This window comes from Brevibacillus composti (genome assembly GCF_016406105.1).
In the GTDB taxonomy this organism is placed as follows: Bacteria; Bacillota; Bacilli; order Brevibacillales; family Brevibacillaceae; genus Brevibacillus; species Brevibacillus composti.
The window spans coordinates 3,360,197-3,372,878 of the sequence record NZ_CP066308.1; the positions used below are offsets into that span (position 1 = coordinate 3,360,197).

The 12,682-nt window shown below is 57.8% G+C and carries 12 protein-coding genes; 2 read left to right on the forward strand and 10 right to left on the reverse strand.

The genetic code is table 11. The features are described from left to right. The first annotated feature begins 118 nt into the window (after nt 1-118). Complete coding sequence (gene nhaC, locus JD108_RS16945) at nt 119-1,465, forward strand: Na+/H+ antiporter NhaC (RefSeq protein WP_198827169.1); 1,347 nt, start codon at nt 119-121, stop codon at nt 1,463-1,465. Here the strand turns inward: nhaC and JD108_RS16950 are convergent. The 9 genes from JD108_RS16950 to JD108_RS16990 form a co-directional block, all read right to left on the reverse strand. Continuing rightward, nucleotides 1,434-2,690: a sensor domain-containing diguanylate cyclase gene (locus JD108_RS16950; RefSeq protein ID WP_198827170.1), complete on the reverse strand. Its 1,257-nt coding sequence runs from the start codon at nt 2,688-2,690 to the stop codon at nt 1,434-1,436. The genes nhaC and JD108_RS16950 overlap by 32 nt on opposite strands. Before the next feature lie 61 nt (nt 2,691-2,751). Further along, on the reverse strand, nt 2,752-3,084 hold the full coding sequence (locus JD108_RS16955; protein ID WP_198827171.1) for a DUF3870 domain-containing protein: 333 nt from the start codon (nt 3,082-3,084) through the stop codon (nt 2,752-2,754). Between the two features lie 270 nt (nt 3,085-3,354). Continuing rightward, on the reverse strand, nt 3,355-4,257 hold the full coding sequence (murQ, locus tag JD108_RS16960) for an N-acetylmuramic acid 6-phosphate etherase (protein ID WP_198827172.1): 903 nt from the start codon (nt 4,255-4,257) through the stop codon (nt 3,355-3,357). Beyond that, nucleotides 4,238-5,236, reverse strand: coding sequence for an N-acetylglucosamine kinase (locus tag JD108_RS16965; protein WP_198827173.1), 999 nt, complete (start codon nt 5,234-5,236; stop codon nt 4,238-4,240). The genes murQ and JD108_RS16965 overlap by 20 nt, the downstream gene beginning before the upstream one ends. After that, a complete protein-coding gene (locus JD108_RS16970; RefSeq protein ID WP_407649440.1) occupies nt 5,223-6,041 on the reverse strand; it encodes a carbohydrate ABC transporter permease in 819 nt (272 codons plus the stop codon). Before JD108_RS16970 ends, JD108_RS16965 begins: the two co-directional genes overlap by 14 nt. A gap of 56 nt (nt 6,042-6,097) precedes the next feature. Beyond that, complete coding sequence (locus JD108_RS16975) at nt 6,098-7,015, reverse strand: carbohydrate ABC transporter permease (RefSeq protein ID WP_323958382.1); 918 nt, start codon at nt 7,013-7,015, stop codon at nt 6,098-6,100. A 66-nt stretch (nt 7,016-7,081) separates the two neighbouring features. Then, nucleotides 7,082-8,410 (reverse strand): ABC transporter substrate-binding protein, encoded by a 1,329-nt coding sequence (locus JD108_RS16980; protein WP_198827176.1) that lies wholly within the window; start codon nt 8,408-8,410, stop codon nt 7,082-7,084. A 48-nt stretch (nt 8,411-8,458) separates the two neighbouring features. Continuing rightward, the gene (locus JD108_RS16985; RefSeq protein WP_198827177.1) at nt 8,459-9,499 is read right to left on the reverse strand and encodes a serine hydrolase domain-containing protein; all 1,041 of its coding nucleotides are present in this window, start codon (nt 9,497-9,499) and stop codon (nt 8,459-8,461) included. Nucleotides 9,500-9,632: 133 nt separating this feature from the next. Next, nucleotides 9,633-10,484 carry a MurR/RpiR family transcriptional regulator gene (locus JD108_RS16990; protein WP_198827178.1) on the reverse strand — a complete coding sequence of 284 codons (852 nt, stop codon included), beginning with the start codon at nt 10,482-10,484 and terminating at the stop codon, nt 9,633-9,635. A 243-nt stretch (nt 10,485-10,727) separates the two neighbouring features. Between JD108_RS16990 and JD108_RS16995 the strand changes: the two genes are divergently transcribed. Then, the gene (locus JD108_RS16995; RefSeq protein ID WP_198827179.1) at nt 10,728-12,020 is read left to right on the forward strand and encodes an amidohydrolase; all 1,293 of its coding nucleotides are present in this window, start codon (nt 10,728-10,730) and stop codon (nt 12,018-12,020) included. A gap of 143 nt (nt 12,021-12,163) precedes the next feature. Here JD108_RS16995 and JD108_RS17000 read toward each other — a convergent pair whose 3' ends face one another. Next, entirely contained in the window at nt 12,164-12,622 is a 459-nt protein-coding gene (locus JD108_RS17000; RefSeq protein ID WP_198827180.1) for a TspO/MBR family protein, read from the reverse strand. Between the last annotated feature and the right edge of the window lie 60 nt (nt 12,623-12,682).

Genomic DNA, 12,682 nt, shown 5'->3' on the forward strand with positions numbered 1-12,682 from the left:
TGGATTGACGAGTCTCGCCATTCCAGCTACAGTAGCCCTATCGCTTCACTGCCAAAAAGCATCAAAGCCAAGTCGCAGAAAAGCGGAGATGCATATACAGCTAGGAGTTGTAGTCCACATGAAACCATCCGTGACGTTTGGGCGAAGTCTTTTTCTTTTGCTCATCGTCTTTTCCATCCTCTTCCCCGCCTTGTTCTGGGGAAAAGCCGAACCCCATATGCCGCTGCTGGCCGCACTGGTCGCTTCTGCCGCGCTGCTGCGGCTGTACGGCGTAGCATGGAAAGAGATCGAAGGCGGCATGATCAAAGGGGTGCAAGCCGCCGCTATGCCCCTGTTGATCCTCGCTTCGATCGGCATCCTGATCGGCGTCTGGATGATGAGCGGCACCGTCGCCACCATACTCTCCTACGGAATCCGCTTCATCGATCCGGCGTATTTTGCGGTCAGCGCCCTGTTTCTCACCATCCTGGTCTCCACTGCCACAGGCAGCTCTTTTACGACCGTGAGCACTGTCGGCGTCGCATTGATGGGAATCGCCACCGCCCTGGGCATCGATCCGGTGCTGACGGCCGGCGCCGTCATTTCGGGCGCATGCTTTGGCGACAAGATGTCCCCGCTCTCCGACACGACCAATTTTTCCGCGGCGGTAGCCGATGTCCCGCTCCTGACGCATGTGGCGTATATGACGAGGACGACGGTGCCGGCCATCTTGTTGACCGCGCTGTTTTTTGCCTTTCAAGGGCAGCCCGGCACGGTGCAGCTGACTTCGATCGCTCTGATCCAAAGCGAGCTGCAGTCGCATTTTGCGATCTCCGGGTACACCCTGCTGCCCGCGCTCGCCGTCATTCTCTGCTCCATCCTGCGCCAGCCGATTCTGCCCACCCTGATCGCCGGAATCGGCAGCGGGATCGTCATCGCGGCCACCGTGCAAGGAGTCACCTCCCCGACCGTCTGGCTGTCCGTCATGCAAAACGGCTATGAGCAGACGTTCACCAGCGAGATCGTGCAGTCGATCATGAACCGGGGCGGACTGATGTCCATGACCTGGTCGATGACGCTGATCCTGATCGCCCTCTGTCTGGGAGGAATGCTGCAGCACACAGGCGTCTTTCATGCCTTGTTCGCTGCCACGCTCACCAGGACCAAGCGGGACGGCAGCCTGATTGCGCTGGCCGGCTCCTCCTCGATCCTGGTAAACGGGCTGACGGGCGAACAGTACATGTCGATTCTGCTGCCCGGACAGATGTTTCGGGAGGTATTCAGGCAGCGGGGGATCGCTGCCAAGCGTCTCTCCCGCACCCTGGAGGACTGCGGCACCTTGGTCAATCCCTTGATCCCCTGGGGAGTCAGCGGCGCCTTTTTCACGTCGACCCTGGACGTCGCGACGCTCGACTACCTGCCGTATGCCCTGTTCCTCTGGCTGTCCCCGCTGTTTACCTTCTTGTTGGCCTGGACAAAAAGGTAGGCAATAGCGAACAGCTCGCGCCATATACGGTGGTACAGTTCTTGCCGCTGTTTTTGGAGAGGTACAGCGCTTCGTCCGCAGCCCTTTTCAGCCCGTCGGCACTGTCGGCGTGATCGGGGAAAAGGGCGATGCCGACGCTGACATTGGCAGGAATCACCCGCCCCTGGTAGGTCAGCGGGTGTCTGTTCAGATAGTGGCGGATATGATGTACCTTGTTCATCACTTCAGGAAGCGTAGCCCGGGGCGTGAGAAACATGAATTCATCGCCAGCGTACCGATACGCACTTTCCCCCGGCTCCGTATTCTTCTTCAGCGCCTCTGCGATCCGGCAGATCAGCGCGTCTCCGACGTGATGCCCGTATTGATCGTTTACGGTTTTCAAATGGTCCGAATCGAGCATGATGAGCGCAACAGATGGCTGCTTTCCTTTCAGGAGATCTTCCAGATCGCGGTGAAAGGCCCGATAGTTCAAGATTCCGGTCATTTCATCGCGAAAAGACATCTGGTACATCCGGTCGTACAGTCTGGCCGTTTCCACTGCGCTCGCCACCTGGGAGCCGATGATCTTGAGCAGTTCCTCATGCTCTTTTTTGTATGCAAACTCTTGGTAGGACTGCGCTGAGATGACCCCCTTCATCTGATTGCCCAGCATCAGGGGGACGAAAATACAAGTGTTGGTGTCGCTCTCCGGATTCCCCCATCGAACGTAGGATGCTCCCTCCGTGTCATCCCGGGAGGTGCGCAGGTGGACGGTTTCCCTGGTGGCAATCACCTTGGAGATGATCCCTTCTCCGAAAGGCAGCGTCAATGGACCGTAATTGACGCCATTGTCAATGCTGATGGGGATGTGGATTTCACTGTCTCCCTCGTCGTAGAGCGCAATGAAGAACGCATCGGTGCGCATCACCCGGGAGACCAGCTCAAAGGCTTTGGTGAGGAATTCCTCTTCCTCGTAGGTTCGCGAAAAGATATGGCTGAGATCGTGCAAGATCTTCAGATGCTCGGAAAGCCATGACAAATGTGCCACTTTTTCGTTTAGTTTGACAATATTTTCGAGAATCTGCGCGTGCGTCTCCTGATCGGGAATATCCCGCAATTCCCCCAGCTCCCGGGAGAGGGAGAATACCTCCTCCGGGTCTACCGATTCGATATGGGTGAGCCAGTGATTGTAATGCTGCAGCAATTGCTTGACGAACTCTTCCCTTGGCGTCGCTTTGTCTACCATGTAGAACCCCCTCGTACCAATCGGTCAATCCACTCTTGATGACAGACCTTTTAAGGCGGGATTAGGACTGCCTTTTTTTCTCGGCAAAGCGTTCGACCGCTGCTCGAATAGCCTGCAATACAGCCCCCTGCCCGGGAGCCAAAAAACGATTTTGCACCACCTGTGTGATCTCCGACATCCCGCCAGCGACGGATCTTCCCCGGAGCAGCCCCGCTAAAAATTCGCTTGTCTCCTCCATGTAGAAAGTAAAGCTGGCGTCACAAATCACTTCCTTCTCTACATCGATGATGAGTACGCAGCCAACCACTGTAGACACCTCGTACAGCGTGGTTCCCTTCGGAATCTGGGCAAATCCCGCTGTCAGCACTGTATTTTGTTGTGACCAATCCGTCATGAGCGTCTCCTCCTCAATCCTCGTATTGACTGTTTATAAGAGAATACGAGAAACGGCTACTTCTCATTCGGGAAATAGCCATTGTTGTTCTCATCTGCTATGTACAAACATATTACTCCATTCGCCTATTTCTTACCATCCCTCTCTGCCCTTTTTGCAAAGAAAATTTCCAAATAACGGGTTTCCTGCGATGTATGGTACCAGCCGGGAGATAGAAAAAGAGATACCCCAAAGGTACCTCCTGTCCACCTATTCTCCAGCGGGCAAGGCTTACGCATCCCCGATCGCGAGCCGCAGCTTGCCCCCCGCGCGGATCAACCGCTCCCGAGCATCTGCTGCCGCCAGCCCCGTCCGCTTCATCACAATCGCCACCCGGGCATCGCCCGACGCCAGCGCGAGCAGCCGGCCGGCCTCGTCGTAGTCTGCGCCCGTCACCTCCATCACGATGTGCTTGGCCCGCTCCTGGAGCTTGCGGTTGGTCGCCTGCACATTTACCATCAGATTGCCGTACACCTTGCCGAGATGCACCATGCTGGCCGTGGTGAGCATGTTCAGCACCATTTTGGTGGCGGTTCCCGCTTTCAGCCGGGTAGAGCCTGTCACCACCTCCGGGCCCACCACGATATTGATCGACACATCCACCCCCTGGGCGATATCCGGGGCAGGGTTACACGACAGCGATACCGTTTTCGCCCCGCGCGCTTTTGCCTCCTCCAGCGCTCCGATGACGTACGGCGTTCTGCCGCTGGCGGCGATCCCCACGACGATGTCTCCCGCGCGGACGCCGCTCCTCCTGACATCCTCCTTGCCCAGTTCCGCCGAATCCTCGGCTCCCTCGATCGCTTCGATCAAGGCATCCGCCCCTCCGGCGATCACTCCCTGCACCAGCTCAGGATCGGTCCCGAATGTCGGCGGGCATTCGGCGGCATCCAGCACGCCCAGCCGGCCGCTCGTGCCGGCGCCGAAATAGAAGAGCCGGCCGCCTCCCTCCAGGGCATGGGCAATCAAATCGACCGCATGAGCGACTTCCGGCAATACCTGCTCGACGGCATGGGCCACTTTTTTATCCTCTTCATTCATGAGCGTTATCATTTCCAGACTGGTCATTTGATCGAGCGACAAGCTCGCCTGATTGCGCATTTCCGTGGTCAATTCATGCAAGTTCTCCGCCATGAGCGTCCTCCTCTACTCCGTCTGTTTGCAAAACCGCAAGTCCGGCTCTCACCTGTTCATCCATTGGCAGCCCGGCCCGCATCATCGCGGCGGCCAGGCAGCCGGCCACAGGTGCCGCTTGCGGCCGTCTCACCTCGAAGCGAGCCGATTCGAGCAGACATCGCCGCAAAAGAGTATCGGCTGCCAGCATGCCGCCCGCAAGGACTACGGGCAGATCGCTTCCCGCCCTGGCCCTGCAGCTCTCGGCCAGCTCCAACAGCGATGCTGCCGCCTGTTTGATCAGCCGGGCAGCGACGGCATCGCCCGCCCGTGCCGCCGATTCGACGAGGACGCTTGCCTCGGCCAGCATTTTTCGCGGATTGGAGGTACCGTATACGCGGGCAATCAGTTGATCAGGCCGGTCGATCCCAAAGTGGCCAGTGACGAGCTCGCTCAGCTCCGTCGGCTCGCCCCGTCCGTCCCACGCCCGCAAGACGGAGATGACAGCCTGCCTGCCCAGATCAAACCCGCTGCCCTCGTCTCCCAACAGATAGCCCCAGCCGCCCGCCCGATGGCGCTGGCCGTCCGCGGTCACCGCGTAGGCGATCGAACCGGTTCCCGCGATCAGGACGATGCCGGGGGCGCCCCACGTCCCGGCATACAGCGCGGCGAGGGCGTCATTGTCGATGTGGAGCCGCTCTCCCCAGCTCGGGCGAAAGGCTTCCTCCACCCTCGTCCGCACCTCCGGACGGTCCGCTCCCGCCATGCCGAGGAAAAGCCCCTGCACCTCGCCGGGATCTGCCCCCGCCTGCCTGCATACCTCGCCGACCAGCGCCCGCAGCGTCTCTTCGACCTCCGGCCACGGACGGGAGAGAGGATTGCTGCCATCCCCGGCGGCGCGCCCCTGCACACTGCCCGAAGAATCACAGATGGCCGCCTCCGTCTTGGTCCCTCCTCCGTCAATGCCGATAAACCAGTTTCGCGTATTATTTAACTGCACCAGCGGTCAACCCTTCCATAAATTGCCTGGATGCGAGCAGAAAGACGGCGATCATCGGCAAAGCGGACAGCGTCAGTCCGGCAAACAGCAGGCTCCAGTCTGTTTCATACTCGCCGAACAGCACCATCATGCCGACCGGTATCGTTTTCAAGGCCTCTTCCTGGATAAAAATCAACGGGAAGAAAAAATCATTCCAGGCGCTGATAAAGTTAATGATCACAACCGTTCCGAGAGCGGGCCTGATCAGTGGAAGCAGCACTTTCCAGAACACCTGGAAGTGATTGCAGCCATCGATTCGGGCCGCTTCCTCCAGCTCGACCGGCAGCGTCCGGAAAAAGCCGGTCAAGATAAAGACCGAGATCGGTATGCCGCTCGCCGTATAGATGAGGATCAGCGACCAGAGCGAATTTAAAAGCCCCAGCTTTTTCATCAGCAGAAAGAGCGGAACAATCCCCAGCTTTACCGGAATCATCAAGCCGAGGATGAAAAAGAAGTAGAGCACCCCCGTCCACCGATAGGAAAAGCGAGCCAGATAAAAAGCCGCCATGGCTGAGGTGACCGCGATCAAAAGCACGGAGGTGACGCTGACGATGATGCTGTTCATCAGAAAATCGGCAAACGGCACGGCTTCCCACAGCTTCCGATACGTGTCCAGCTGAAAGGACTTCGGAAAAGAGAGCGGATTCGTAAATATCTCCACATTTGATTTAAACGACGAGCCGATCATGAGCACGATCGGGTACAAGGCTACAAGCACGAACAGATAGGCGAAAAGATACTGCAAGGAACGAGTGCCGATCTTCATCTTCACCCCGCTCACCTCCTTTTTGTAGAAGACGCCTCTTCAAACGTTAGCCGCGCTCAGTGCTGCACCTCACGCTTGCGCATCAGCTTGAGCGAGATCGCCGAGACGGAAGCGACGATGACGAACAGGACGACGGCCAGAGCCGAGCCAAGGCCGATGGACACATCGCCTGCCCCGCCGGAACCGCTGAAGGCCAGACGGTAAAAGTAGACGGCGAGCGTATCCGTAGAGCGGAAGGGTTCTCCCTGCGAGCCCTGCATCGCGTAGACCAGCTCGAAGGCTTCAAATGCCTGGATAAAGGTGAAAACGGTCATAATCGTGATCGAGGGCATGACCAGCGGCAAAATGATCCGGAAAAGGAGAGTCGCCCCCCGCGCTCCGTCCAGTCTGGCGGCTTCGATCAGCTCCTCCGGGATGGACTGCAGTCCGGCCAGAAAGATCAGCATGGCAAAGCCGATGCCGAACCAGCAGTTGACCAGGATGATCGCGAGCAGGGCCGTATCCGGGTCCCCCAGCCAGGGCTTCGCCCATTCCTCCAGCCCCAGCTTGCCCAGGAGCGTATTTAGCGCGCCGTAATTGGGGTTGAGAATCAGCTTCCACAAAAATCCGACGACGATGACCGAGAGGAGCCGGGGCATGAAATAGGCAATCTTGAGAAATCCCGATCCTCTGATTTTGCGGTAAATCAAAAAGGCGAGGGCAAATGCGATGCCATTCTGGACGATCATTTCGACGACAAAATAGATCACATTATGGCCGAACGCGTTCCAGAACATTTTGTTAAATGGTTCCACTTGAAACAGAGTCAGGAAATTATCCCATCCGACAAAAGCGCCCCGGGCAATCCCTTTCCACTCGTACATGCTATAGGTAAAAGCAGAGAATATCGGATAGACCACAAACATGACATAGATCAACAGGGCAGGAAGGGGAAACAGATGAAGCAGCCATCGCGATTTTCCTCTTTTTTTCATGCCCTCCTGCTGCCTCCCGGGTGCGCCTGTGCCCATCGCAGCCACCTCCCTGCGCGTCGTTTTTTTCTACTTTTTAAATGGCGGGAACCAGCTCGCCGCCGATTTCTGCACTTCATCGACCACCTGCTCCGGCGTCAGCTTGTTCAGATACATCCCTTGCAGCGCATTCTCCAGCGTCTGCTTGGTCGTCGGGTTGCCTTCCGCAAAGTGGACGACCATCAGGTATGGCGTGGCGTTGCTCTGCGACAGCTCCGCCATTTTGTTGACGAGCGGATCGCTCGTTTGGACACCCGGCACTGCACTGATCCGTTTGAACTCATTTGCAAAAAGCTCCCCGAATTGCTTGGTGGCCATAAACTCCAGGAATTTGAGCGCTTCCGCTTTATGCTTGGCCTTGGAATTAACCGCGTAGGAGCCGTCTACCCAGGTAGTCAGCACGGTGTTTCCATCCTCGGTCGGCATCGGGAAGAAGTCGATGGCCAGATCGGGATTCATCTTTTGCAGTCCTTCCAGCTCAAAGCTGCCATTGATAAACATGGCCGCCTTTTCAGTAAAGAACAGCGTGCGGGTATCGTTCAAATCAAGGCCGGCGAAATTTTCCGGGAAATAAGGCACGAGCTCCTGCATCCTTTGGATGGATTGGACGAACTCTGGACTGGTAAAATCAGCCTGCCCTTGCAATATTTTGTTTACAAAAGCATTCCCGTTGTAGGTGCCGGGAGCGATGACGCCGTGGCTCAGCGAGAGCAGCCAGCCTTCTTTGGCGCCAAAGGCAAAGGGGATAATGCCTTTTTCCTTGAGCGTCTTGGCCGTGCCGATCAGGTCGTCCCATGACTTCGGCTCAGAGAGGCCGTGCTGTTCGAACAGCTTCTTGTTGTAGTAGATTTGGGTCGAATTGAGCGAAAGGGGGACGCCGTATACCTTGCCGTCTTTTCCGGTGGCGGCGGCCAGCACGTCTTTGGAGAAGTTTTGGATGCCCGGCAGATTGTCCAGCGGCTCCAGATGTCCGGCCTCTGCCAGGGATACGCCGGGCGCATACGGCCGCAGCTGCAGGATGTCCGGCCCGCTCTCGCTCTGCAGGGCGGTATTGAGAATCGTGTTGTACTCAGTCGCCTTGAACGGCTTGAAGTCGATCTTGATGTTGGGGTTCTCTTTCTCAAAAGCCTCAATGATCTTTTTGTACCCCTCGGCGTCTTCTACGCGCCAGCTGTGCATCGAGACGGTGACTTGCTCGCCGCCGCCTGTGCTCCCGCCGGCACTGCTGCCGGTTTGCCCGCTCTGACCCGTCTGCCCGCTGTCAGCCGGCGAGGGACCGGCATTGCCGCTGCAGCCCGCCAGCAAGAGCAAGCCCGCCAGCATCATAGACCCAAACCTGTGTATTCGGAACCTCCTCATCAAAACTCTCCCCCTCTTTTTTCTTCTGCCCGCAGGCAGTGATTTATGTCAGGCTCTGTTTAGCTGAGCCGTGACAGCGTCGTGAAGGATCGGGCGCAGCTGGCGCAGGCGATGATCGCGCCCGAGATGGACGGCGTTTGTCAGAAAGACCACGGCCAGCTCCTGCTGCGGGTCGATCCAGAGACTGGTGCCCGTGAATCCCGTATGGCCGTAGCTGCCCGGGAAGAAGCCGGAGCCGCAGCTGCTGCCCTCCGCCGCACCCTTGATCTCCCAGCCCAGTCCGCGCCAGCCCCCCCGTCCCTCGGTCCGGCATTGGGTGGCCCGGCTTCTGATCTCCGGCGAGAGCAGCGGCGGCGATCCGGTCAGCCACATCCGGGCGTAGCGGCAGAGGTCGTCCGCGGTCGCAAACAAGCCGGCATGCCCGGCGACACCGCCCATGGCATACGCCTTTTCATCGTGAACCTCTCCGCTGATATAGCGCTGGGTCAGCTGGCAATACTCCGTAGACGCAATATTCGCATAACTCTTTTGAGACGGACAAAAACAGGTCTGTTTCATCCCGAGCGGCCCCCACACACTGCGCTCCAGAAACTGCGCAAGAGGCTCTCCGGCTGCCTTTTCTGCCAGCAGCCCCAGCCAGATCATGCCCATATCGCTGTAGACGACCCGCTCTCCCGGCGCATGCTGCAGCGGAAGCGCGTAGAGCAGTTCCGGCAATCGGAGGAGGCTGTCACGCCGCCGCTCGGCGAGATCGGCGGGGAGGCCCGAGGTGTGAGTCAACAGCTGCAAAATGGTGATCGAACGCTTCTCCTCCGGGCAATCGGGGAAAAAGCGGGAGAGCGGATCGTCCTCGCGCAGCGCGCCCGCCTGCATGAGCAGCAGCAGAGCCGGCAAAGTGGCCGCCACTTTCGTCAGCGAGGCCAGGTCAAACAGGGTATCTGCTGTAACCGGCAGGCCGTCCGCTTCCAGGCTGGTCCGCCCCGCATCACATGCGAAGATCACTTCTCCTCTGTGCATGATGCGCAATGATGCACCGGGGACGAGTCCTTCGTCGATCCATCCCCGCAATAGCTGCCCAACCGCTTCCATTCCGCTACCCCTTCCCTCTTGTCCCGAATCGCCAGCTGTTTCCGCGAACGGCTGGCCATGCAGGATGACGTGGTGATTCAAGTACGCTTGATTGATTCAGATCAGCGAGCTAGTTTCAGAAACCGCTGCTCATTCAGGAACGCTTGTTGCGGCTGACGGCCAAACGCGTCTTTTCCAGCAGCGGGATCACTTCCTCCTGCCGCCTGCTGACCAGCGTGATAAACAGGATGTCGATCACATTGAGCTGGGCGATGCGGGAAGCCATCGCGCCGCTGCGGATGCTCTTTTCCACGGAACTCGTGTACAGCCGGATATCCGCCAAATCAGCGACCGGCGAGGGGCCGAATTTGGTCAGGGTGATAATCGTCGCCCCCTGCTGCTTCGCTTCCATCAGCGACTGGATAATGTCCTCGGTCTGGCCGGAGTACGATATGCCGAAGGCCACATCCCGCTCCTTCAACGTCACGGCCGAAGTCAGCTGGGCGTGGAAATCGGAGTAAGCCTCGCACCAGAGATTGATCCGGGAAAATTTTTGCCGAATATCCGCTGCGATCACCGCGGATGCTCCGACCCCGTACACGTCGATTTTTCGCGCACGGGCCATGGCCTCGGCAGCGCGGGCGACCTCCTCCCCGGAGAGGACGGACAAGGTATCCTGAATCGACTGGATGTTGTTCCAGCTGACTGCCTGCATGATGGACTCGACCGAGCCTTCCATCATGATTTCCTGGTAGCTGCCCATGGACGTCTGTTTGTTCAGATCGCCCGCGATGCGCAGCTTGAGCTCCTGAAACCCCTTCATATTGAGCGAGCGGGTCAGCCGGATGATCGTCGCTTCCGACACACCGCTCAGGTCCGCCAGTTTCTGCACCGACAGCTTGACCACCTCTTCGGGATGAGCCAGGATAAACTCCGCCGCTTTCCTCTCGGATGGCTTCAATTCTTCAATGATGGCCTGTATACTGACGAGACCTCCGTGTAGCATCCTCACACCGACCTTCTTCCAATACTTTCCTCAATATTATGAAATTTTATTTCCCTCGTCAATTATCTGATGGTAAATAATATTACGACAAGAAAGAAAAATGCCAGCTTCGGGCTCCATACTCTTTCGACATTTGCCCGCTTGACCTTTCCGTCACGTCAGCCCTTACACTGAAAGCCGCAGCACGGTTAGAAAGATGGAAAAACTGCCTGCCATAGCGGAAAAGAAAGGGAGGAAGCAAGGATGAAACGTATGTTAATCAAACACGGAACGATTCTGACGATGCGGGAGGGCGAGCAGCCGATTGCCGGAGACCTGCTGATCGAGGGAGACCGGATTCTGGAGGTGGCGCCCTTCATCGAGCAGCCGGCCGACCTGGTGATTGAGGCGAGAGGCATGGCCGTCATACCGGGCCTGATCAATGCCCATAATCACGGGGCGATGTCGCTGTTGCGCGCTTTTTCCGACGATCGCAAGCTGATGGATTGGCTGGAGAAAAAAATGCTTCCGGCCGAAGCGCGGATGACCGAAGAGGACGTCTACTGGGGAACCCAGCTGGCCATTGCGGAAATGATCCGCTCGGGCACGACATCGTTTGCCGACATGTACGTCTACATGGATGCGGTCGCACAGGCCGTGCTGGACAGCGGGATGCGCGCATCGCTCACACGCGGGCTGGTGTTCCTCGAAGATGACGGCGGCAAGAGAATGCAGGAGGGGATCGACCTCATCGAAAAATGGTCGGGTGCCGGGGAGGGACGGATCACGACGATGCTGGGACCGCATGCCCCGTACACCTGCCCGCCTGAGCCGCTGCACGATGTGATCGCCCTCGCCCGGGAACGCGGGATCCCCCTGCATATTCACCTCGCCGAGACCAAAGAAGAGATCGTAAAAATCAGGGAAAAGTACGGGCAGACTCCAACGGAATACCTGTATCATCTCGGGATGTTCGAGCAGAGCCACGTCCTGCTCGCCCATGCCGTACATTTGACCCGCCGGGATCTGGGCTTCCTTCGCGGCATGCGCGGCGGCGTCGCCCATAATCCGGTCAGCAATCTGAAGCTGGGCTGCGGCATCGCCCCGGTCATGGAGATGAAGAAGCACGGCATCACCGTCGGTCTCGGCACCGATGGGGCAGGCAGCGCCACGACGCTGGACATGTTCGCCGAGATCAAGGCCGCGACCTGGATGCAAAAGCTGGATACTGGCGATCCCACCCAATTGTCAGCAGAGGAGGCCCTGCGCATGGCCACCATCGAAAGCGCCAAGCTGCTGGGGATTGACCATGAGGTAGGGACCCTGGAGGCGGGCAAAAAAGCGGACGTGATCCTGATCGACCTGAATCAGCCCCACCTCCAGCCGGTCCATAACCTCGCCTCGCTGCTCGCATACAGCGCCAATGGCTCCGATGTGGACACAGTGATCGTCAATGGCAAAGTCCTGATGAGAAAAAGACAATTGACGACTCTCTCCTGGGAGGAAGTGCAGAAGGAAGCTGCGGGCAGGGCCGCCCGATTGGTTCACGGTTTATAGTTCCGCTTTGATCCGCACAGAAAAAAGCCCCTGTACAATCACAGGGGCTTGGCGCGGCTGCCTGACTGATTCGGGCTACGGGCGCATCGCCGTTCGGGCACAACGCATCTCCCTGATTCCTGCAAGCCATCGGGAGACGTCCGCTACCGATTCAGCAGGTAGATTCCCCAGGCCGTATAGGTGGCGTACAGATCCCAGAGCAAATAGGGAACCAAGAGATAAGCCGCGACCGGAAGGCGAGGCTGCAGCACCCGGATCAATAGCCAGGTGGAATAAGCCACGATGAACGTATCCACTGCCGCCGGAAGCAGCAAGTGTTCTTCCAGGAACAGCCAGGTAAAAGCTTGATTGGCCGCCCAATTGATCGTGAAAAACAAAAGCACTTCCCCGTGCAGCTGCCGCTGACGAATGACTTGCACAATTGATAAGGATATCAGTCCATATAAAATTCCCCAAATGATTGAGAAAAGTCCGGCAGGCAGAGTGCCTGGCGGTTTGACCAATGCGTCATACCATGCTCCACCCTCGGGATACAGAAATCCAGCCAATGAGTACAGTGCGTAGACAGCGAAAAACAACAGCGCGGAGGTCCCGATTTTCACCGCACATCCCATCCTTTGACCATGTCTTGCCATAGTTTATGAGACATGCTGTGCTTTCAT